General features: G+C 74.3%; 19 protein-coding genes. 10 read left to right on the top strand and 9 right to left on the bottom strand.

The genetic code is table 11. The features are described 5' to 3' along the window. The first annotated feature begins 7 nt into the window (after positions 1–7). Genes AB0C33_RS07105 through AB0C33_RS07095 form a run of 3 tightly spaced genes read left to right on the top strand, consistent with a single transcriptional unit; the run spans position 8 to position 3,586 of the window. A complete protein-coding gene (locus AB0C33_RS07105) occupies positions 8–1,525 on the top strand; it encodes a hypothetical protein (RefSeq protein ID WP_358284477.1) in 1,518 nt (505 codons plus the stop codon). Beyond that, complete coding sequence (locus AB0C33_RS07100) at positions 1,522–1,941, top strand: hypothetical protein (RefSeq protein WP_358284475.1); 420 nt, start codon at positions 1,522–1,524, stop codon at positions 1,939–1,941. The genes AB0C33_RS07105 and AB0C33_RS07100 overlap by 4 nt, the downstream gene beginning before the upstream one ends. A 37-nt stretch (positions 1,942–1,978) precedes the next feature. Beyond that, complete coding sequence (locus AB0C33_RS07095; protein ID WP_358284473.1) at positions 1,979–3,586, top strand: MFS transporter; 1,608 nt, start codon at positions 1,979–1,981, stop codon at positions 3,584–3,586. A 48-nt stretch (positions 3,587–3,634) separates the two neighbouring features. On the opposite strand, the gene AB0C33_RS07090 is transcribed toward AB0C33_RS07095, so the two are convergent. Together AB0C33_RS07090 and AB0C33_RS07085 are read right to left on the bottom strand one after the other, a co-directional pair. Continuing rightward, complete coding sequence (locus AB0C33_RS07090; protein WP_358285950.1) at positions 3,635–4,438, bottom strand: SAM-dependent methyltransferase; 804 nt, start codon at positions 4,436–4,438, stop codon at positions 3,635–3,637. A gap of 203 nt (positions 4,439–4,641) precedes the next feature. Beyond that, positions 4,642–5,898 (bottom strand): Scr1 family TA system antitoxin-like transcriptional regulator, encoded by a 1,257-nt coding sequence (locus tag AB0C33_RS07085; protein ID WP_358284471.1) that lies wholly within the window; start codon positions 5,896–5,898, stop codon positions 4,642–4,644. A 222-nt stretch (positions 5,899–6,120) separates the two neighbouring features. Here AB0C33_RS07085 and AB0C33_RS07080 point away from each other — a divergent pair, with 222 nt between their 5' ends. The 5 genes from AB0C33_RS07080 (at position 6,121) to AB0C33_RS07060 (ending at position 11,356) form a co-directional block, all read left to right on the top strand. Next, positions 6,121–6,852, top strand: a complete 732-nt coding sequence (locus AB0C33_RS07080; protein WP_358284469.1) for a hypothetical protein — start codon at positions 6,121–6,123, stop codon at positions 6,850–6,852. Between the two features lie 468 nt (positions 6,853–7,320). Next, on the top strand, positions 7,321–7,521 hold the full coding sequence (locus AB0C33_RS07075) for a hypothetical protein (RefSeq protein ID WP_358284467.1): 201 nt from the start codon (positions 7,321–7,323) through the stop codon (positions 7,519–7,521). Positions 7,522–7,558: 37 nt separating this feature from the next. Next, positions 7,559–8,299, top strand: coding sequence for a hypothetical protein (locus AB0C33_RS07070; RefSeq protein ID WP_358284465.1), 741 nt, complete (start codon positions 7,559–7,561; stop codon positions 8,297–8,299). Beyond that, positions 8,296–9,480, top strand: coding sequence for an FAD-dependent oxidoreductase (locus tag AB0C33_RS07065; RefSeq protein WP_358284463.1), 1,185 nt, complete (start codon positions 8,296–8,298; stop codon positions 9,478–9,480). Before AB0C33_RS07070 ends, AB0C33_RS07065 begins: the two co-directional genes overlap by 4 nt. A gap of 25 nt (positions 9,481–9,505) precedes the next feature. Next, the gene (locus AB0C33_RS07060; RefSeq protein WP_358284461.1) at positions 9,506–11,356 is read left to right on the top strand and encodes a hypothetical protein; all 1,851 of its coding nucleotides are present in this window, start codon (positions 9,506–9,508) and stop codon (positions 11,354–11,356) included. 31 nt (positions 11,357–11,387) lie between these two features. On the opposite strand, the gene AB0C33_RS07055 is transcribed toward AB0C33_RS07060, so the two are convergent. Then, the gene (locus AB0C33_RS07055; protein ID WP_358284459.1) at positions 11,388–13,310 is read right to left on the bottom strand and encodes a Xaa-Pro dipeptidyl-peptidase; all 1,923 of its coding nucleotides are present in this window, start codon (positions 13,308–13,310) and stop codon (positions 11,388–11,390) included. A 76-nt stretch (positions 13,311–13,386) separates the two neighbouring features. Here AB0C33_RS07055 and AB0C33_RS07050 point away from each other — a divergent pair, with 76 nt between their 5' ends. Beyond that, entirely contained in the window at positions 13,387–14,376 is a 990-nt protein-coding gene (locus tag AB0C33_RS07050; protein WP_358284457.1) for an ADP-ribosylglycohydrolase family protein, read from the top strand. A gap of 31 nt (positions 14,377–14,407) precedes the next feature. Continuing rightward, entirely contained in the window at positions 14,408–15,067 is a 660-nt protein-coding gene (locus AB0C33_RS07045) for a FadR/GntR family transcriptional regulator (protein ID WP_358284455.1), read from the top strand. 13 nt (positions 15,068–15,080) lie between these two features. On the opposite strand, the gene AB0C33_RS07040 is transcribed toward AB0C33_RS07045, so the two are convergent. The 6 genes from AB0C33_RS07040 to AB0C33_RS07015 are packed head-to-tail and all read right to left on the bottom strand — an operon-like array spanning position 15,081 to position 21,427. Then, the gene (locus AB0C33_RS07040; RefSeq protein ID WP_358284453.1) at positions 15,081–16,430 is read right to left on the bottom strand and encodes an NADH-quinone oxidoreductase subunit N; all 1,350 of its coding nucleotides are present in this window, start codon (positions 16,428–16,430) and stop codon (positions 15,081–15,083) included. After that, the gene (locus tag AB0C33_RS07035; protein WP_358284451.1) at positions 16,427–17,890 is read right to left on the bottom strand and encodes an NADH-quinone oxidoreductase subunit M; all 1,464 of its coding nucleotides are present in this window, start codon (positions 17,888–17,890) and stop codon (positions 16,427–16,429) included. The genes AB0C33_RS07040 and AB0C33_RS07035 overlap by 4 nt, the downstream gene beginning before the upstream one ends. Before the next feature lie 3 nt (positions 17,891–17,893). Further along, a complete protein-coding gene (locus tag AB0C33_RS07030) occupies positions 17,894–19,717 on the bottom strand; it encodes a proton-conducting transporter membrane subunit (protein WP_358284448.1) in 1,824 nt (607 codons plus the stop codon). Beyond that, positions 19,714–20,019 (bottom strand): NADH-quinone oxidoreductase subunit NuoK, encoded by a 306-nt coding sequence (gene nuoK, locus AB0C33_RS07025; protein WP_352358980.1) that lies wholly within the window; start codon positions 20,017–20,019, stop codon positions 19,714–19,716. The genes AB0C33_RS07030 and nuoK overlap by 4 nt, the downstream gene beginning before the upstream one ends. Next, the gene (locus AB0C33_RS07020; protein ID WP_358284446.1) at positions 20,016–20,513 is read right to left on the bottom strand and encodes an NADH-quinone oxidoreductase subunit J; all 498 of its coding nucleotides are present in this window, start codon (positions 20,511–20,513) and stop codon (positions 20,016–20,018) included. Before AB0C33_RS07020 ends, nuoK begins: the two co-directional genes overlap by 4 nt. Beyond that, complete coding sequence (locus AB0C33_RS07015; RefSeq protein WP_358284444.1) at positions 20,510–21,427, bottom strand: NADH-quinone oxidoreductase subunit H; 918 nt, start codon at positions 21,425–21,427, stop codon at positions 20,510–20,512. Before AB0C33_RS07015 ends, AB0C33_RS07020 begins: the two co-directional genes overlap by 4 nt. Between the last annotated feature and the right edge of the window lie 2 nt (positions 21,428–21,429).

Genomic DNA, 21,429 nt, shown 5'->3' with positions numbered 1-21,429 from the left:
TCACAGCATGTCACGGGGAGATCTCACTCCGGAGCTACTGCATTCCTCGTCCTGGACGGACTGGCTGGTGCAGTCGGCCGGCATCCCCGTCCACGACGTGCCGCTGGTGTCGGTGGGCGGCGGGCTCGGCTCGTTCACGCTGGTCGACGTGCTGCGCATCAGAGGGGTGCCGATCCCGGCCATGCGGGTGCTCTCGACCAGCGACACCCCCTGGCAGACGTGGGAGTACCTGACCCGCGTCTCGCAGCTGCCCGCGCACGAGCGCATCCGGTCCGACGCGGGGGCGCGTCCCGACAACATCTGGGGCTTCCCCTCCTACGCGGTGCAGGAGGCCTGGCAGGACGGCTCCCTCAAGCCGATCCTCCAGGTGCTCGCCGAGCCGCTGTTCACCGACTTCTACAGCCCGCGCGCCGGGCTGGTCACGCAGACCCTGCGGCGCGAGGCCGACCGCATCGGCTACTGGCACATGCTGGCCAAGGGCCAGGTGCGCATGGTCAGGAAGCGGCTGGGCGGCGGGTACTTCACCGTGCTGACGCCGCCGCCGGGCACCTCGCCGACCAAGCGGGTGGTGCTGCGCTCCCAGTACGTGCACCTGGCCGTCGGCTACCCGGGGCTGAAGTTCCTCGACGACCTCCAGGAGTTCCGGCAGGCGCAGGGCGAGCGTTACCGGGTGGTCAACGCCTACGAGCCGCACGAGCACGTCTACGACCAGCTGCGCAAGCGGCCCGGGGTGGTGGTCGTGCGCGGCGCCGGGATCGTGGCCTCCCGGGTGCTCCAGCGCCTGATGGACGACCGCGAGCGGTACGGCCTGCACACCCAGATCATCCACCTGTTCCGCACGTACGTGGCCGGTCCGCACGGCCCGAGCGTGTTCATGCGGCGCAAGGGCGGCGACGGCTGGGCCTACCAGGCGTTCACGATGCCCAAGTCGGCCTTCGGCGGCCAGCTCAAGGCCCGGTTCAGGAAGGCCACGCCCGAGCAGCGCGCCCTGATCTCCAAGGCGCTGGCCGGCACCACCACCCCGAAGCTGGCCCGCTGGCAGGAGCAGATGCGCAGGGGCCGGCAGGGCAACTGGTACCACCCCACGCAGGCCGTCGTCGACCGCATCGAACGGGCCCCCGACGGCCGCCTGGTCACCCACACCCGCAGCGTCGACGCCGCCGCCATGCAGTACGTGTCCGACTTCATCATCGACTGCACCGGCCTGGAGGCCGACATGCCGGAGCATCGCGTCCTCGACGACCTGCTGCGGCACGGCGGCGCCCGGCCCAACAAGGCCGGCCGGCTGAGCGTGGGCCAGAACTTCGAGGTGCTCGGCGCCGAGAGCGAGGGCGGCGTCCTGTACGCCTCCGGCGCCGCCACGGCCGGCAACCACTTCCTGGCCGTGGACAGCTTCCTCGGCATGCAGACCGCCGCGCTCGACATCGCCGCCGACCTGACCAGGCGCGGGTTCTGCAAGGGGCTCGGGCCGGTGCGGTCCACGTCCCAGTGGCTGCGGTGGGCGGGAAACAGGAGGCTCGCTTGATCCCGACGCTGGCCGGGCGGCTGCAGACCCGGCTGTTCACGCTGGCCACGGTGGGGGCGGCGCTGACCGCGCTGATCACCCTGGTGCTGCCGATGTCCTTCCGGGACGCCTTCCTCGTGCTGCTGGCCGTCGCCGTCGTGGGCGCCGGGTGGGAGCTGCTGTACCACCTGCTCATGCAGTTCCGCTGGGACAAGGACTGGCCGACGCTGTTCGGGCTGGTCACGGCCGTGCCCGAGGGGCTGCTGATGTGGGTGCTGGTGGACGGCGGGCTCGTCCCCGGCGTCGCCGGCCCGGTCAGGGCGTGGGCGTTCGCGGTGATGTTCGCCTTCGTCTGGCTCGGCCAGTGGTTGTTCGTGAACGGGCCGATGCGGGTGTTGTTCGTCGAATGGCGGCTGCGCGGCGGCCGCCTGCTCTGATCTCGGATCTGCTCACGGTTCTGCTTACGGAGGGGCAATGGGGGGCGTCGAGCTGGCTCGACCGCTGTACTTCTGGCTCGGTTTCCTGGCCACGGTGGCCGGGGTCGTGCTGCACCTGCCGATGTACCTGCACGGCGCCGACATGCACTACCGCCTGGCGGGCATGCCGATGGACCTGCCGATGACCATCGGCATGGCGCTGATCGTGGCGGGGCTGGCGGTCACCGCGTACGGGCTGATCCCGCCCGGCGCGCTGACGGCCAGACCGGCCGCCGAGGTACGCGTCCGCGCGCTGGACGACGCGCGCATGCGGCCGGCGCACATCGGGCTGATCGTGGTCATGTCGGTCGCGGTGATCATCGACGCCATGAAGCCGATCACGCTCGGTTTCGTCGCGCCCGGCATGGCCAAGGAGTACGGCCTGAAGTCCGCGCTCAACCCGGCCGGCGAGCTGCCCGTGGCGCTGCTGCCGCTGGCCGGGCTCACCGGGACGGTGCTCGGCTCGCTGCTGTGGGGCTGGATGGGCGACAAGATCGGGCGCAAGCCGTCGATCCTGTTCGCCGGGGTGCTGTTCATCGGCACCGCGATCTGCGGCGTCATGCCGGACTTCGAGTGGAACCTGGCCATGTGCGTGGCCATGGGGCTGGGCGCGGGCGGCATGTTGCCGATCACGTTCTCGCTGCTGGCCGAGACGATCCCGCCGCGGCACAAGGGCTGGGTGATGGTGCTCATCGGCGGCAACCTGGCGGTCGCCTACCTGGCGGCCAGCTGGTTGTCGGCGTCGCTGGCGCCGACGTTCTCCTGGCGGGTGCTGTGGCTGGTCGGGCTGCCGACCGGCGTGTTCCTCATCCTGCTCAACCGCTTCATCCCCGAGTCGCCGCGTTTCCTGCTCGCGCACGGCCGCGACGCCGAGGCCCGCGCCGTCCTGGCCAGGTACGGCGCGGCCGCCACCACCGAGGAGGCCACCGCCGGCGTCGAGCGGGTGGAGGACGAGCACGCGGGCGGCTACTCGAGGCTGTTCCGCCGTCCGTTCACCGGGCTGACGGTGGCCGTCGTGGTGCTCGGGCTGAGCATCGGCCTGGTCACCTACGGCTTCCAGCTGTGGATCCCGTCCAACCTGCAGAAGCTGGGCCTGGACCAGCAGACGGCCGACCGGGCGCTGCGCGACTCGACGCTGCTGGGCCTGCCGCTGATCTTCGTCTCGGCCGCCATGTACGGCCTGTGGAGCGCGAAGAAGACGATCGTCACGCTGTCGGCGCTGGTCGGCGTGGCGCTGGCGGTGCTGGCCTTCTCCGGCGAGACGCTGGCGCACGACCGTACCTGGCTGTACCTGCTGCTGGCCGGGCCGATCGTGGGAACGGCGACGATCGCCGCGGTGCTGGCCGCCTACAGCTCGGAGATCTACCCGACCCGGGTGCGCTCGCGCGGCTCCGGGCTGTCGGCGGGGATGGGCAAGGCCGGCGGCGTGGCCGTGACCGCCGTGCTCGTGGCCGGGGCGGCGGCGCCGTCGATCGGCACGACCGCGCTGCTCGGGGCGGTCCCGCTCATCCTGGCGGTGGTGGCGGTGCTGGCGTTCGGGGTCGAGCCGGCGAAGGGCGCGGCCGGCGACCCGGCCACGCCCGCCGCCGCCTCGACAGGGGCCTGAGGGCGCCCTGGCGTTCACCGGGGCCTGACGCCCAGGGCGCCCGGGAGTTCACGGGACGCGCGCCACGACGCCGTACGTGCCCGACGAGCTCGGCCGGCCGGAGCAGGCGGCGCCGTGGTCGTCGGGCCGCCACTCCGGGACCCACACCAGCCCCGGCTCGACCAGCGCCAGCCCGCCGAGCAGCGCCGCCACCTCCTGCCTGCCGCGGATCGCGTGGCCGGGCAGCGTCATCGCCAGCAGGTCCCGGACCGCCGGCAGCAGCTCGCCCGGCACGCCGTCGAAGGTGGTCTGCAGCAGCGACAGGTAGCTGCCGTCGGACGCCGCCCGGCGGACCCGGCTGATCACGTAGTGGACGTGCTCGTCGTCGGCCAGGCTGTGGGTGGACAGCAGCAGCACGGCCACGGGACGGTCCCAGTCGAGGAAGGCGCGCACCACCCGGTCGCCGAGGATCGCGTCGATCTCGCGCACGTCGCCCTCGACCACGCGGACCAGATCGGTGCCCGGCTCGATGGTGGCCCGCGCGCCGGCCAGCACCATCGGATCGTTCTCCACGTAGACCACCCGGGCGGGCACACCTCCGGAGCCGCCGTGGCAGCCCGCGGCCACGTCGTGCAACCGGCCGCCCGGAGGCAGGCCGCTGGGCACGCCGCTGCCCACGACGACGAACTGGTCCACTCCTTCGGCCGCCAGATGCCGGACCACGCGCACCAGGAACTGCAGCACGGCCCGCGCGGCGGCGGTCGTCACGGACGCGGCCTGGTCATATCGGCGTACCAGATCGCGGTCGGCCGAGAAGTTGTTCTTCCCGCCCGCGGCCGCGTCGAGCACCCGGGTAGTCATGGCTCGGGTCATCTCCAGCTTCGCCAAGTTTCGGATGGCACGCTGACGCATTGAGTGTTGCCCCTTTCCCCTCGCCCACTATCTCGGGAAAAGCCGGTCCTTTCGGACCCCACTCGATGACCCAGACCATATGATCCTCGTTGCACGCCGGAAGACAACAGGAAAAGCATGAATTCTGCGGAAATATGCCTTACCTGAATGGCGCCGGCCGGAGATCATTTCCCTGTCGAGCGCGACAGGCGTTCGCGGTGGGACTCCAGCACCTCGTACGTCTCCTCGCGGGTGGTGGTCGTCACCGACAACTTCGTGAACGCCTGGTGGTAGGTCTCGACCGCGGCGACGTCGGTGATCAGCTCGTCGGCCTCGACGCCGTGGGCGCAGGCGACGTCGGGCTCGAACGCCTCGGCGAAGCGCCACAGCGTGAACGGGCCGGTGCGGGGCACGTACGCCGGGTCGTCGATCGGCACGACGTGCAGCGAGACGTTGGGCCGCTTGGCATGGTCGAGCAGCAGGTCGAGCTGGCGAAGCTGGGCGTGCGGGCCGACGATCGAGCGCAGCAGCACGGCCTCGTCGATCACCGCCCACAACACCGTGTCACCGGCCCCGGCCAGCGCCTCCTGGCGGGCCATGACCAGCGCCAGGGCCTCCTCCACCGACGACTGCCCGAGCGTGGCCGGCCCGGCCACGGTGATCGCGGCCCGCGCGTAGTCCTCGGTCTGCAACATCGGCGGGACGAACTGGGGATGGTACGTGCGGATCACCGTGGCCCGCTGCTCCAGCGCGTAGGCCGTGGCCAGCCAGACGGGCACCGACTGGGCGTCGTACCAGGCGGCCTCTCGCTCGCCCCTGGCCAGCGAGAGCACGTACTCGCGGACGGGCGGGGCGGTGACGCCGTAGAGGCCGAGCAGGCGCTCGACCGTGATCGGCGTGGGCGCGAGACGGCCCTCCTCGATCGCGGGGATCGCGGCGGCGCCCTTGCCGAGCGAGCCCTCGACCTGCTCGACCGAGAGCCGCACGCCCATGCGCAGGCCGTGCAGCCGCTTGCCGAGCGCGCGGCGCTGTGAGTCGTTGAGCGGCGTGGCGGCCTCGGGGATCTCGGCCGCCGGCTCCGGCTCGCCCGGCAGCCCCTCGGCCCGGCGCGCCAGCTCGACCACACCGCGCAGGACGGCCAGCGACCCCTCCGACAACCCGGAGGCCGACAGGCCGATCGCGGCCGCCCGCAGCTGCAGGTCCTCGACCGCGCCGGACTCGTAGTGCTCGTCGCCCACCAGCCAGCCCACGCTCACCTGGAGGCAGGCGGCCAGCGCCCGCAGCACCTGGAGGGTGGGGTTGGTCTGCTTGCCGGTGCGCAGCTGGCTGACGTAGGCGCGCGTGATGGGTATGCCCGCCTCGGTGAGGGCGGAGGCGACCTGGGCGCCCGTGAAGCCGCGCTTGGTCAGCGCGAGATCGAGCCGTTCGGCGAAGTTCGCCACGGCGCACCTCCTACCGCCCGTCAACTTTTCCCAGCCTAAGGTACGAGACCCCCACTGTCCCCTGCCACGCGGGCCAGCTCTGCCCGGCGGGTAGGTATCAACTTATTCGCAAAGTGTGAGTTGACATAGCCCCTCTTTCCCGCACAGTATCGGAGCGCGTGGTAACTGTGGCTTAACAGCCCGGACGATTCGCGAGAGTCTCCGGCAAGGAGGTGGCCGGACGTGACCATGGACTCCCTCGACGGCTCACGCTTCCTGGAGGATCCGGTCTCCCGGGGGCAGCAGCAGGTCGTCCGGCGCATCTGCGCGCGGGTCGCCGGCCCGCTGACGAGCCGCGACGTCCAGGTCGCCGAGCTGCCGCTGGGCGGGGTCGAGATCTGGCTGGACAGCCCCCGTCACCGCTGGCGCCTGCACCACCGCATGGCCCGCGAGCTGCGGTTGGCCGGCTGGCACACCGAGCCAGGACCCGACCGGCTGCTGCTGCTCGGCTGGAGCGCGGTCTGCCTGGGCCACCGCGCCAGGATGCTGGGCGCGGCCCTGTCCGGGCGGCTGGCGCACTTCGACCGCACGTCGTTCGCGGCCGTCATGATCGCCACCCGGCTGCGGCACGAAGGGCTGCCCGCCGCCGAGCTGCCCGCCGCGGTGGTCGAGCGCTGCCGCGACGCGCTGCGCTGGCCCGTCCGGCTGGCCGACCTCGACGGACTCGAACGCCGGTCGTCGCTGGAACCCATCAGGCTCAGGCTGGCCCAGGTGGCCGGGCTGGAGTCGGCGGTGAGCCGGCGCTGCGCCGAGCACCTCGCGCTGGCCGCCAGGGTCGCGCGCACGGTGGCCGGCACCGCGCCGCCCGCCCGCTCGCGCGCCTCGGGCCCGCGCGCGGGGCTGACCGAGCGCATGGTCTGCGTCAGCGTGCCCAACAGGGCCGCCGCCGCGCTCGACCCGGAGACGGCGCGATGACGCCGCTCCCCCTCCCCCGCCGGGCCTCGCCGCCCGCCGGCCCGCCCGCGCCGCGCGCGGCCGTGCCGGCGGCCCTCATGCGGCCGGCTCCGGCGCTACCCCATCCCTCCGGCACCGTGCGTCACGTGCCCGACAGAGTCGGCACGGTGCTGTCGGCCGGCGCGGTAGCGGCTGGCGTGCCGGCCAAACCAAGGGGTAGTGCCTGGGGCCGGCTTTCCTCGCGGCCGTCCGCCCGTGATCGGGCGGCGGTCTCCCCGACCGGGGAGGCGGGCCCGCCCGGCTCCCCGGCCGGCGCCACCGGCACGGCGGCGACGCCGGGCGGGACGATCGGCGTGACGGGCGCCACGGCTCTGATCGACCGCCCCCTCAGGGGGCCGGCGCCCGCGTGGGCCCCCGTGCCGGTGGCCATGACGTCAGCGGGCCGCGCCCGGCCCGCGTCACCCGGATCCGCGACCGACAGGAGTGATCATGCTCACCGACGAGATGTCCAGGCGGCAGCCGCACGAGGTGCACGCCCGGGGCGCACGGCCCCAGCCCGCCGAGCCGAGGGGCGAGGGCCGCGACGAGCCGTCGCGGGCCGAGGCCCCGGCGCGCACCGTCCACCGGCTGCGCCGGATCCGGCAGGTGTCCGTGCAGGCGATCGGCGAGATCGACCAGGCGCTGGCCTGACCGTCATGCGGACGGTCCCCGACCCGGAAGGTGCGAGATGAGCCGCGGCAGGGTGGGCGTGATCGTCGCCCCCGCCAATCCCTCGGCGGAGCCCGAGCTGACCCGCCTGCTCGGCTCGCGCGCCGACATGCACGTCACCCGATTCCCCGTGCACCGGGGAGTGTCGCTCGCCGAACGGCTGGAGAGCTACAACGAGGCCCTGCCCGGCATGGTCTGCGCGTTCGACGGCCTGCCGCTGGACGCCCTGGTCATGGCCTGCAGCGAGTCCCGCTACCTGCTGGGCCCCGACGACGACGCCGACCAGTGCGCGCGGCTGTCGGCCTCGACCGGCGTGCCGTTCGCCTCCTCCACGCAGGCCACCAGGGAGGCGGTGGAACACGTCGGCGTGAGCGACATCGTGCTGATCTCGCCGTACCAGCCGTGGCTGACCGAGCTGGCCGAGCGCTTCTGGAAGACGGCGGGGCTCAACGTCACGCAGGTCGTGCAGGTGCGGGCGGCCAAGGGCGGCTACTCCTCCTACGCGGTCACCCCGGCCGAGCTGATCACCCAGGTCGAGCGGGCCGAGGTGCCCGGCGACGCGGTGCTGCTGTTCACCGGCACCGGCATGGCCACGCTACCCGTGCTCGGGCCGCTCAGCGCCGGCAACGACCGCACGCTGCTCACGTCCAACCTCTGCACCGCCTGGTGGGCCCTGTCGCGGGCCATCGGCGAGCACGTCACGCTCAGCCGCGTGCCCTACCGCCGCCACATGGCGGAGCAGGGGAGGCGCCCCGCATGAACGGCGTGATCGTCGTCGGGGCCGGCCCGGCGGGGCTGACCGCGGCGCTCTCGCTGGCCAGGGCCGGGATCCCGGTCACCGTGCTGGAGCGGGAGAACGAGCTCGCCGGGCAGGCGCGGGCCTGCACCTTCCATCCGGCCACGCTCGACCTGCTCGACGAGCTGGGCGTGGCCTCGCAACTCGTCGCCAAGGGCCGCGTGGTCGAGCGGGTGCAGTGGCGCGACCGGTCGGGGATCGTGCTGGCCGAGATGGGCATGAACCGGCTCAACGGCCTGACCAAGCACCCGTTCAGGGTCCACGCCGACCAGGCCGCGCTCACCCCGCTGCTGCTCGCGGCCCTGAACGCCTACCCCGACGTCGACGTGCGCTTCGGCACCCGCGTCGACGGGGTCTCCGAGGGCGGCACCGGCATCCGCGTCCGCGTCGGCCAGACCTGGACGCGGGCCCGGTACATGATCGCCGCCGACGGCGGCCACAGCACGGTGCGCGGCTCGCTGGGGCTGCCCTTCCCCAGGTCGGCCTACCCGACGCAGGCGCTGCGGGTGTTCACCGACTCGCCGCTCGACCGGCTGCTGCCGAGCCTGGCGCCGCTCACCTACGTCCGCGACGTGCAGCAGTCGTGCACGCTGCTCGCGCTGCCCGACCACTGGCGGATCATCTTCAGGATCCCCTGCGACGCCACCGAGCCGCTGTCCTCGCCCAACGTCTCGATGCTGGTCCGCCGCGCCCTGCCGGGGGCGAGCGGGCCCATCCACGTGACCGGGGCCGACCGGTTCGGGCTGTCCAGGGGCGTGCTGACCTCCTACCGCTGCGGGCGGGTGCTGTTCGTGGGCGACGCCGCGCACCTGACCTCCACGGTCGGCGGCCTGAACATGAACGCCGGCATCCACGACGCCGTCGAGGTCGGCCAGGTGATCGCGGCCGTGCTCGGCGGTTTCGCGCCGCCCACCGCGCTGGAGGCGTGGGCGTGGCGGCGGCGGGCCGTGCTGCTGCAGCGGGTGATGCCGCGCGGCGAGACGCGGCCGGCCGGCGTGCGCGAGCGCGACAGCGCCCGGCTGGCCGCGGCGATGGCCGGGCTGCGGGCCATCGCCGGCGACCCGGAGGCCACGCGGGCCTATCTCGCGCAGGCCTCGCTGCTCGACACCGTTCCCGGCTCCGCCGGTGGGGCCCGGCCCGTCTGACACCGCTGAGGAGGTGCGACACCGCATGTGGCGAACGCTCTCGGACGAAGCGCGCCAGGCCATCCGCGAGCTGTGCGACACGCACGGCTCCCGCCTCTACGACTACTGCCGCACCGAGCTGGCCGCGGGCGACGCCGAGCAGGCGGCCGCCGGCGCGCTGGTGTCCGCCCACCTCTACGCGGACCGGCTGCGCGACCCCGCCCTGCACCGGCCCTGGCTCTACGCCCTGGCCCGCGCCCACCGCGCGTTCGTGGCCAAGCCGGCCAGCATCGGCTCCTGGTCGCGGCCGGGGCGGATGTCGGAGCTGCTGCCCGAGGCGCTGCTCTCCCTCGACCGCCCGCTGCGCGAGCTGCTCGACCTGTCCCTGCGCCACGGCCTGTCCGACGCCGAGCTGGCCACCGTCTTCAGCCTGAGCCAGGACGAGGTCAGCGCCGTGGTGGCGCGGGCGGCCGACGCGCTGGAGGGCTGGTTCGCCGCGATCATCGCCGCGCGCGGCCGTACGGGATGTCCTGATCTGACCACGCGGGTGGCGGCCTGGGTCACCTCGCCGGGCCGCCGGGCCCGCGCCCGGATCAGCCGGCACATCCAGGGCTGCGCCGCCTGCCGGGCCGCGCCCCGCACCATGTCGGCCGCCACGCTGCTGCGCCGGCTGCCGATCGCGGAGCTGCCCGGCACACTGACCAACCGGCTCGCCTCGGCGCAGCCGCTGCCCGGAGAGGGACCCCTCTGGCGGGCGGACGGCTTCCCCGTGCTGGCACGCACCCTGGTGGAGCCGCTCGCGGCCCCGCCGGGCGTGGGGGCGACGCCGATGCCCCCGGTCGCCGACCCCACGACGGCGACACCGGGAAACCCCTGGTCGGCGGCGGGCGCGGCCGCCGCCGACCAGGAGCCCCCGGGGCGGGCGGCGCGCGGGCGGCACCCGTTCACGCCGACGAGCCGCGCCCGGCCCTTCCGCGGCGGCTCCCCGGGCGACAAGCTCGTCTACGACAACCGGGCCGAAGGCGGCCTCAGCGGCACCGTGGTCAACGGCTCGGTCAACGGACCGGGCGGCAGCCCGGTGAACAGCCCCGTGACCGGTCCGTTGAGCGCGCCGGTCGGCGGCGGTGAGGCCGGTGGTGGTGACGGCGCCGCCGCCCCGCCCGGCGCGATGATCATCCGGTACGGCGGCATCGGCTGGAACGGCGAGCCCGGCGGTCTCGACCGGTTCGACGGGGAGGCCCCCTGGCAGGAGTTCTGGCGGGAGCAGCCGGCGGAACCCGAGGAGGAGACCGAGGCCCCGATCCGCACGGTGGCCAGGCTGGGCCTGCTGCTGGGCGTCGGGCTGCTGGTGGTGGGCCTGGTGTGGGCCGTGCTCAACGCGCGCGCGCATCCCGCGGTGGTCACCAGGGCGGCGGCGCAGGCGGCCGTCCCGGCCGAGACGCCCACGCGCTGGACGGCCGCGATCGGCCCGGCCGCCGGGTCCGCCCTGTCGTCCCTGGACCGGCGGGCCGACCTGCCGAGACCGGCGGCGCCCACGGCCCGGGTGTCGCCCCGGTCGGCGTGGCTGGGGTCCGGGCGGGCGGGGGCGTTCTCGCTGGCGTGCACCGGGACGTGCCGGGTCGTCTCGGCCACCGGCACGCGCGGCATCGTCGTCGACGGCACGACGTTCCGCGTCCTGGACCCGCGTTCGCGGCCCGGCTGTCCGGGCGGGCCCGACGTGCGGCGCGGCCGGATCACCATCGTCTGGACGGGCCGCGCCACCGGCGACGGCCTGCGCACCGGCGGCACGGCGACCGCCGGCGGCACGCTCACCCTGAAGGTGGGCTGGACCGTCGCCAGGGACAAGGGCGTGCGGCGGCTCGACGCCGGCGGCGTCCGCTGGAGCAACTGCCGATGAGGCCCCGGACCGGCCGGGGCCCCACGCGCGGCTAGAAGAACCGGAACCCGGGCTCGGGCTCGGGCAGGTCGAGCTGTCGCGGCCCCCTGAACGTCGCGCTGTCCTTGGGCACGTCGGCCAGCGGCGTCCCGAGCACGAGCGGCACGGTCACGCTGCTGCGAGTCAGATCGACGGTGACGGTCGCGCCGGTGCCCTCCTCACTGGTGTAGGTGGTGTCGGTCCCGGCGAGCACCAGGCCGATCCGATGGCCCTTCCTGAAGGTGTAGTCCTGCGGCAGCGTCTGCCACCTGACCGTCCCGTACGTGCCGACGGGCAGTGGCTGGGCCTGGCTGAGCGAGTCGCGGTTCTGGACGTCGATCCAGCCGCGGGCGACGATCTCCAGCGGCCGGGTGGCCACGTTCGTGGTGACCTTCTTGTAGCAGGCGTCGTCGGCCGCGGTGCTCTCGCCGTGGCAGTCCTCCTCGGTGAGCGTGGTGACGCCCTGACCGCGGCGCCAGTCGACGCGGGTGTCCTCGCCGAAGTCGACGAGCAGGGCGGTCAGGTTGGCGGTGGGCTTGTCGAGCTTGACCCGCAGGTCGGCGGTGGGCGTGCCGGACAGGCGCAGGTCCAGCGAGAGCGCACCGGTGGTGAAGGCGGCGCGGCCCGGCTTGGCCGTGCCGACGTCGGCCACCATCTCGGTCTCGCTCAGCGCGAGGTCGGTGAAGGTGGCGGTGCTGTCGCCGCGCGCCTTGAGCAGGCCGAGCGAGCCGTCGGCGGCGGGCCGCAGCACGGCCTTGAGCGCGTACGGGGCCGGCCAGTCGCGCTGGGTGGTCCACTGCGCCGGGCCGAGCTGCACGTCGGCGCGGGGCTCGTTGGTGATCCCGTTGCGGACGCCGTGCAGCCAGTGGTCGAACCAGCGGTGCAGGGTGTCCACCCACAGGTCCCTGCGGCCCTCGAAGTCGAACGGGTCCACGTGCTGGTACTGGCCGACCCAGATCTTGCGCGGCACGTTCCGCTGGGCCAGGGCCTGCCACCAGGCGGAGAAGTTGTCCGGCCGGACGTTGAGGTCGTTGACCGTGTGCACGACGAAGACGCTGGCCTTGACCTTCGAGGCGTCGCCGAGCAGGCCCTTGAGGTAGTCGCGTTCGTTCCAGAAGGCGTTGTAGTTCCCGGTGTCGTCGCCGTCCTCGGCGTCCATGCGGTCGCGGACGGCCTGGCACTTGGCCTCGGGGTCGGTGTCGACGTAGTTGGTCAGCCAGGAGGCGTAGTCGTAGTTGTAGACCACGCCGTTCGAGCGCTGGTACTTGTACCAGGAGCTGATGGCCGAGATGGGGACGATCGTCTTCAGGCCCTCGACGCCGGTGGCGGCCACGGCGTTGGCCAGCGTGCCGTCGTAGGACTTGCCGATCATGGCGGCGTTGCCGGTGGTCCAGTCGGCCACGGCGGGGGTGCCGTCGGCCCTGACCGCCTTGGCGCGGCCGTTCAGCCAGTCGATGACCGCCTTGCCGCCCAGCACGTCGGCCTTGCCGCCCATGTCGGGGCAGCCGTCGGACCTGGTGGTGCCGAGCATGTCCACGTTGAGCACGGCGTAGCCGCGCGGGACGAAGTAGTTGTCGTAGAACAGGGGGAATTTCGTGACATTGCCGGAGGCGTCGTACGCCTTGCGCTCCCCCTCGTTCCCACGCCCGGAGTTGTCGTAGTACGGACTCTCGTCGATGATCACGGGCACCTTCAGGCCCGGACCGGACTCCTTGGGACGGATGATGTCCACCCTGACCCGGTCGAGCGCGCCGTCGAGGTCGCTGTCCACGGTGGACTCGACGTACACGTGCTCGCGGACGGCGTCGGCGTAGGAGAAGACCGGCTGCGTCCGGCCGTCCTTGACGGTGATCGTGGGTCCGGCAGCGGCTTGCGCCGGGGTCGCGATCGCCAAGGTGAGGGCGACCGCGAAGAGGGCCGGGCGTAATTGTGGCACGCGTGACCTCCGTGACAAGTGTCGTAATTTCCCCCGCAATCTCTCACCCGGCCAGAAAGCTGACAAGATCCCACCTATGGAGGCACAGGACCGGATCCGGGGCTGCCTGCTCGGCGGCGCGATCGGCGACGCCCTCGGGGCGCCCATCGAGTTCGAGTCGTTGCGGGAGATCCGCCGGCAGCACGGCCAGGACGGCGTCACCGGCTATGTCACGACCTGGCGGGGCAGGAGCGCGCTCGTCACCGACGACACCCAGATGACCCTGTTCACCGTCGAGGCGCTGACCCGCGACCGCACGCCCGGCGAGGTGCGGCAGGCGTACCTGCGCTGGCTCGACACCCAGGAGCACCAGGCCCCGCCACCCGCCGACCGGCCGCACCGGACCGGCTCGCTGCGCGAGGAGGGCTGGCTGTACTCCCGGCGGGCCCCGGGCAACGCCTGCCTGTCCGGGCTGCGGCAACCCTTCCCCGGCCCGTCGCCGTCCGGCGTGCCCGGCCCGGTGAACCCGGATTCCAAGGGCTGCGGCACCGTCATGCGCTCGGCGCCGTTCGGGCTCGTCGCGCCGTACGACGCGGGCGCCGCGTTCGAGCTGGCGGCGGTCTGCGCGCAGATCACCCACGGCCATCCGACCGGCTACCTGGCCGCGGGCGCGTTCGCCGCGATCGTCGCCCGCCTGATGGCCGGCGAGCCGCTGGAGGCCGCCGTCGGCCACGCCCTCGGCCTGCTCGCCGGTCGTCCGGGGCACGAGGAGACGTCCGGCGCCCTGCGGGCGGCGCTCGACCTGGCCGCGTCCGGCCCGCACTCCCCCGAGCGGGTGGAGACGCTGGGCGGCGCGTGGGTGGCCGAGGAGGCGCTGGCCATCGGCGTCTACTGCGCCCTGGCCGAGCCCTCGCCCGAGCGGGCGCTGCTGCTGTCGGTCAACCACTCCGGCGACAGCGACTCGACCGGCTCGGTCTGCGGCAACCTGGTGGGCGCGCTGCGCGGCGCGGACGCGCTGCCGGCCGCCTGGGTGACACCGCTGGAGGGCCGCGAGACGATCGAGCGCCTGGCCGCCGCGCTCCTCTAGGCTGGAGGCTCACCGAGACGGAAGAGATCGCATGCGAAACGTCGCGCGGACCTCGCTCGTCGATGCCGCCATCGAGGAGCTCCGCGGGGAGATCACCAGTGGGGCGTGGCCGGTCGGGACGAAGATCCCGTCCGAGAGCCGGCTCGCCGAGAGCCTCGGCATGAGCCGGTTGTCGGTGCGCGAGGCGGTGCGGGTGCTGGCCCACGCCGGGCTGCTGCAGACCAGGCAGGGCGACGGCACGTACGTCACCGCCACCGACGAGTCGCAGGTGGCGCTGCGCCGGCGGCTCGACCGGGCGGCCGCGATGGACATCATCGACGTGCGCCGTGGGCTCGACCTGGTGGCCGCCCGGCTGGCGGCGGTCAAGCGCACCGGCGGCGACGTGGCCGCGATGCGCGAGGCGCTGGCCCGCCGCGGGTCGGCCGCGCGCGCGGGCGACCTCGACGGGTTCGCCGACGCCGACGCCGACTTCCACCTGCTGGTGGCCGACGCCGCGCACAACCCGCTGCTGGCCGACCTCTACCGCAGCATGCGCGACGCGCTGCGCGACAGCGTCCGGGACAAGGAGCAGGCCGCGCTGGCGCCCGACCCGTCGCACGACGACCTGCTGGCCGCGATCGAGGCGGGCGACGCGGCCAGGGCGGTCGAGGTCTCGGTCGCCATCCTCGACGCCCAGGAACGCGACCTGTGACCCGCGCGCCGGGTCAGCGGGCGATCAGCACGGCGAGCCCGGCGGCCGGGCCGAGCAGGATCGAGGCGGCGGCGCACACCTGCGCGACCGGGCTCGACGCGGCGGGCGGCGCCGGGCCTTCCTGGGCGAAGACCGGGCGGATCCAGCGCAGGTAGTAGAACAGGCTCGCGACGGTGTTGGCGGCGGCGACCACCGCGAGCCAGGCGTAGCCGCCGTCCCAGGCGGCCGCGAACATCAGCAGCTTCCCGGCGAAGACCGCGGTCGGCGGCGTCCCGACCAGGCCGAGCAGGCACACCACCAGCGCGAACGCCGTCCAGGGCGAGCGGCGGCCGAGCCCCGCGTAGTCCGCCAGCCGCTCGGCCCCGGTGGCGACCACGACGGCGAACGCGCCCAGGTTCGTGACCGCGTAGGCGGCCAGGTAGACCAGCAGGGCGGGCGCGGCCAGGGCGGTGCGTCCGGCCACCGCGACCGGGACCAGCAGGTAACCGGCCTGGCTGACCGTCGAGTACGCCAGCAACCGCCGTACGTTCTCCTGCTGGAAGGCGGCCAGGTTGCCCAGCGTCATCGTCACGGCGGCCAGCACCGCGAGCAGCGCGGGCTCGTCCAGCACCGTCGTCGCCAGCCGGTACAGCGCCACCAGCGCCCCGATCTTGGGCACCGTGGTCACGAACGCGGCCACCGGCGCCGACGTGCCCTCGGTGACGTCGGGCACCCAGAAGTGCGCGGGCGCTCCCCCGGCCTTGAACAGCGGCCCTGCCAGCAGCAGCACCGCGCCCACCGCCGGGGCGCGCGCGGCGGGGTAGGCGGTGGCGCCGGACCAGCCGTACACGACGGTGGCCCCGGCCAGCATGAGCACGCCGAGGAAGGCGCCCATCAGGTAGTACTTGAGCGCCGCCTCGGTGCCGGACGCGTCCTTGGCGAACCCCGCCAGCGCGTACGCCGGGACGCTCGCCAGCAGGTACGCCGCCACCAGCACGAGCAGGTCGTCCGCCCCCGCCATGAGCACGGCCCCCAGCGCCGCCAGCACCATCAGCGTGTACAGCTCGGCCTCCCTGCCGTCCCCCCTGACCCGGCCGGTCGCCAGCCACACGGCCAGCAGGGTGGCCAGGCAGACGGTCAGCCGGGCGGCTCCGGTCGGCGGATCGACGGCGTAGGCGTCGAAGGCCAGGACGGCGGGGCGCGGCAGGGCGGCGGCACTCGCCGCGGCGGCCGCGGCGAGCGCCGCCATGCACACCCAGGCGGCGACGCGCTGCCGCCCGCGTGCCACGAACAGCCCCGCGAGCAGCGCCGTCACCGCGCCCAGCACCATCAGGACCTCGGGCAGCATCGCGGTCACCGCCGCGCCGCCGTGGGGTGCGCTCACCGGCCCGCCAGGGCGACGACGGCGCGGGCGGCGGGCTCGATCAGGTCCAGCAGCGGACCCGGCGCCAGGCCGATGAGCAGGGACAGGACGAGCAGCGGGGCGATCGCGCCGAGTTCGCGCGGCCGCACGTCGGTGACCCGCGGCGTCAGCTCGCCCGGCTCGCCGAGGAACGCGCGTTGCAGCGCCCGCAGGAACAGCGCCGCGGTGATCAGGATGCCGGTCACGGAGAGCGCGCCCGCGAGCACGGCCCCCGAGCCGATCACCCCGGTGAAGATCTGGAACTCGGCGATGAACCCCGACAGTCCGGGCAGCCCGAGCGAGGCGAACGCCGCCACCGCCGTGAGCCAGGCCAGCACGGGCGCCCGTCCCGCGATGCCGCCGTAGCGGCCGAGGGCGTAGCCGCCCGCGCGGTCCCAGAGCACGCCGGTGATCAGGAACAGCGCGCCGGTGACCAGACCGTGGCTGACCATCTGGGTGACCGCGCCGCTGACCGCCAGCTCCTTGGCCCGCGCCGGGCCCCCGGCCAGCCCGGCGGCGCCCAGGGCGAGCACGACGTAGCCCATGTGGTTGACCGAGGTGTAGGCGACGAGCCGTTTGAGGTTCTCCTGGGCGAGCGCCACCAGGGCGCCGTACAGGACGCTGACCAGGCCGATCACGATGATCAGCCAGGCGTGGGCGCGCCACGGGCCGGGCAGCAGCGGCACGGCGATGCGGGCCAGCCCGTACGCGCCCATCTTGAGCAGCACCCCGGCGAGGATGGCCGATCCGGCGGCCGGGGCGTCGGTGTGCGCGGGCGGCAGCCAGGTGTGCACGGGCACGACCGGCGTCTTGACCCCCAGGCCGATCCCGATGGCGAGCAGCACGGCCGGGCCCGCGTCCGGCGGGCGGCGGGTGAGGTCGGCCAGGTCGAAGGTGTGCGGGTCGGCGGCCAGGTAGAGGCCGACGAAGCCGAGCAGCAGCGCCAGCGAGCCCAGGAAGGTGTAGAGGAAGAACGTCAGCGCGGACCTGGCCCGGTCGCCGTGCCCCCAGCCGACGATCACGAAGTACATGCCGACGATGGACAGGTCGAAGAAGACGAAGAACAGCAGCAGGTCGAGCGCCGCGAACAGCCCGGTGGAGACGGTCTGCAGGAACAGGAACAGCGCCGCGTGGGCCTTGGGCCTGGCGGGCTCGCCCAGCGAGTGGACGGCGCAGAGCAGGAACAGCACCGCGGTCATGGCGATCAGCGGCAGCGACAGGCCGTCCACGCCGACGTGGTAGCCGGCCCCCGCCGTCGGGATCCAGCGCAGCCTGGTCTCGTACGCCAGGCCGCCTCCGTACCCGGTCCACAGGACGATGACCAGGGCGAGATCGGCGGCGGACGCGGCCACCCGGACCAGGCCGGCCGCGCGCGCCGTGACGCCGGGCAGGACGAACAGGGCGGCGGCGGCCAGCGGCAGGAACACGACGACGTCGAGCACGCCTCACCTCACGATCGCGAACACGACGGCCAGCACGACGAGGGCGACGGCAGCCTGGGCGAAGTAGGTGTGGATCTGTCCGGTCTGGGGGCGTCTGGCCAGCCCGCCGAGGCGTCGTACCGCGCCGCCGGTCCGTCGTACGAGCCCGTCGAGCCCCGACTCCAGCGGGCTTCCGGCCAGCCGCGCGGCCCGCAGTCCCGCCCGCGCGACCGCCTCGACCGCGCCGTGCACGACCCGCTCGTCGAACCAGGCCGCCCACCGCGCCGCCCGCAGCAGCGGCCGCCACACCACGGCCCGCGCCGCCCGCTCCAGCCCCAGCCAGCGCCCGAACACCCCGCCCACGCCCGAAGGCGCGACCGTCCCTGGCCGCACCCCGATCACGGCGGTCACCAGGGCGAGCGCCGGGACCCCGGACAGGGCCAGCTCGCCCGCCGTGAGGCCGGGCGCGCCCGGGTCGCCCACCAGCCGGGACCACCAGCCGTGCAGCGCGGGCAGCCCGACGATCCCGAACCCGGCCGCCACCAGGGCGAGCACCGGCAGCGGCAGCAGCTCGGGCCAGGCCACCCGGCCCGAGGCCCGCCGCTCGCTCCCGGCGCCGGTCGCCGCGTCGGCGGGCCGCCAGACCGCGGCCAGCGCCTTCCCCGCGTACAGGGCGGCCACCAACCCGGCGGCGAAGGCCACCACGCGCGGTCCAGGCTGCGCGACCCCGCCCAGGACGGCGTCCTTGGTCACCCACAACGACAGCGGCGGCAACCCGGCCAGCGCCGCGGCCCCCACCCCGAACACCACCCCCACCAGCGGGAACCGCCGGGCCGCGCCGTGCAGCCCGGCCAGGTCCTTGGTGCCGAGCGCCGCCAGCCAGGCCCCCGCCGCGAGGAACAGCAGGCTCTTGACGGCGGCGTGCGCGACCAGGTGGGCCGTTCCGCCGGAGACCGCCGACGCCCCCGCCGCCAGCACCATGAACCCGACCTGCGCGCAGGTCGAGGCGGCCAGGAGCTGTTTGAGGTCCCGCTGCGCCAGCGCGACCAGGCCGAGCAGCAGCGCGGTCAGCGCGCCCGTCCAAGCCGCCACCGCCGCCGCCCAGCCGGTGGCCGCGAGCAGGGCGTGCAGCCGCAGCAGCAGGTACGCCCCCGCGACCACCATGGTCGCCGCGTGCAGGAACGCCGACACCGGGCTCGGGCCCGCCATCGCCCGCGACAGCCAGAACGCGAACGGCCCCTGCGCCGACTTGCCCAGCGCGGCCAGCACGATCCCGCCCGCCACCACGTCCCGCCACGGCGGCGGCAGCCCCGGCAGCCCGGCGAGCGCCAGGCCGCCGCCCGCGGCCAGGGCCGCGCCGCAGGCGACGTACAGGCCCAGGTCGCCGGCCCGGGTGGTGACGAAGGCGACGGCTCCGGACCGTACGCGCTCCCGGTCGCGCCACCGGTAGCCGATCAGCGCGTACGACATCGCGCCCATGACCTCCCAGCCCATCAGCAGCAGGACGAGGTCCGTCGCGGTCACCGTGGCCAGCATCGCGCCCAGGAAGATCAGCATCAGCCCGTGGAAGCGCCCCGACCGCTGCTCCGCCGCCGCGAACACCAGCACGGCCAGCCCGACCGCCGCCACGGTGACCACCATGACCGCCGAGAGCCCGTCCACGGCCAGCCCTTCGCCGAGGATCAGCCGGGCGGTCGCCGAGGGCCTGGTCGCCGCCGCGTGCCCGGCCAGCCCGAGGGTGAGCGCGGCCGTGGCGACGGACAGGGCGGGGGCGGCGCGGCGCACGGGGATCAGCAGCGCGCCGGCGGCGGCGGGCAGCGCGGGCAGCAGCCACAGGGACGGGCTCATCCCTTGAGGTCTCCGGCGGCGTCGGTCGTGTCCACGTCGCGGGCGCGGAAGACGGCCGTGGTGACGGCGAAGCCCATCGCCATCTCCAGCGCCATCACGGTGACCGCGACCAGGACGAGGACCTGGCCGTCCGCGGCGGCCGGGGCGACGTGGTACCAGAAGGCGCCGGCGGCCGCGAGCACGCCGTTGATCATGAGTTCGAGGCCCATCATGAGCATGACGATCGACTGCTGGGACAGCACGCCGTACAGGCCGACGGCGAACAGGGCGGCGGCCAGCAGCAGGAAGGCCTGGAGCGTCACCGGTCGTACCGTCCCCGGTGGGTGGCCAGCAGCACGGCCGAGATCATCGTCGCCAGGATCGCCACTCCGACGACCATCATGACCAGCATCTTCGGTCCCATCAGGGACAGGCCGAGCGCGTGCGTGGGGTCCGCCGGCGGCCGTCCGCGCCGGCTCGGCGGGCGGACGAGCAGCGTCCCGGCGGCCAGCAGGACGAACACCGTTCCGGCGACGGCCGCCGCGCCCCGCTGGTTGTGCGCCATCTTCATCGGCACGAGCCCGGCCGGGTTCATCATGTACATGATCATGAAGACGGCCATGACCAGCATCTCCATGACCATCATGAGGACGACCAGCACCCCCAGGTACTCCAGGTCGATCAGCAGCAGCGTCCCGCCCACGGCCAGCAGCGAGACCAGCAGCGCGAACGTCGCCCGCGCCATCGAGTCCACCACGAACACCGCCACCCCGCCCGCCACCGCGACGACCGCCAGCGCCCAGAACGCCACCTTCACGGCAGCACCGCCACCGCGACGACCAGCAGTTGCACGAGCGTGACCGGGATCAGCACCACCCACGCGAACTGCACGAACCGGTCCATCCGCACGACCGGCATGCGATGCCCGGCCAGCACCAGCACGGCCAGCACCGCCGCCGTCTTGACCGGCCCCCACGCCCAGCCGGGCAGCACGGGCCCCGCCGCGCCCCCGAGGAACAGCGGCACCGCCCCGGCCGCCGCCACGACCAGCAGCGCGTGGCGTCCGGCCAGGAAGACCAGCCGGTCGGGGCCGCCCAGCTCGCCCGGCACGCCGCCGCACACGTCCCGCCCGACCGGCTGCCCCATCGGCCCCCAGAACGCCATCGCCACCGCCGAGACGAGATAGACCGCGAACGCGACCGGCATCCACACCACGAACCACAACCCGCGCTGCGCCGCCACGAGATCCGCGAACCGCAACGACCCCGCCCCCACGCCCGCGGTGATCAGCACGAACATGTGCGGCAGCTCGTACGCCAGGCCCTGGGCCAGGAACCGGTAGCCGCCGACCAGCGGCCACACCGCGTTGACCCCCCACCCGACCAGCCACAGAGCCCCCCAGACGCACACCTCCATGGCGTTGAACCACACCACCCCCGCCCCCAGGTCCAGCACCGGCGCGCCCCCGACCGGCAGGACGACGGCGGCCAGCAGCGCGGCCGCCGGCAACGCCACGACCCCGGCCCGGGTGAGCAGGACGTCGGCCCGGTCCGTCCGCCGCCGCTGCTGCACCACCAGCCGCGCCCCCTCCCTGAACGGCGCCACCGCCGCCGCCCGCCACGAGCTCCGGCCCGCGCCGAGCGCCGCGTCGAAGGCCGCCGCCCCCCACGTCAGCACCGCCATCCCCAGGACCGTCCCCGCGGCCGTCCCCGCGGCCGTCCCCGCAGCCACCG

It is taken from the genome of Nonomuraea sp. NPDC048881 (genome assembly GCF_040649795.1).
Classification (GTDB): domain Bacteria; phylum Actinomycetota; class Actinomycetes; order Streptosporangiales; family Streptosporangiaceae; genus Nonomuraea.
Note: the sequence above shows the minus strand (reverse complement) of the source record. Positions and strands in the feature narration are given on the sequence as shown.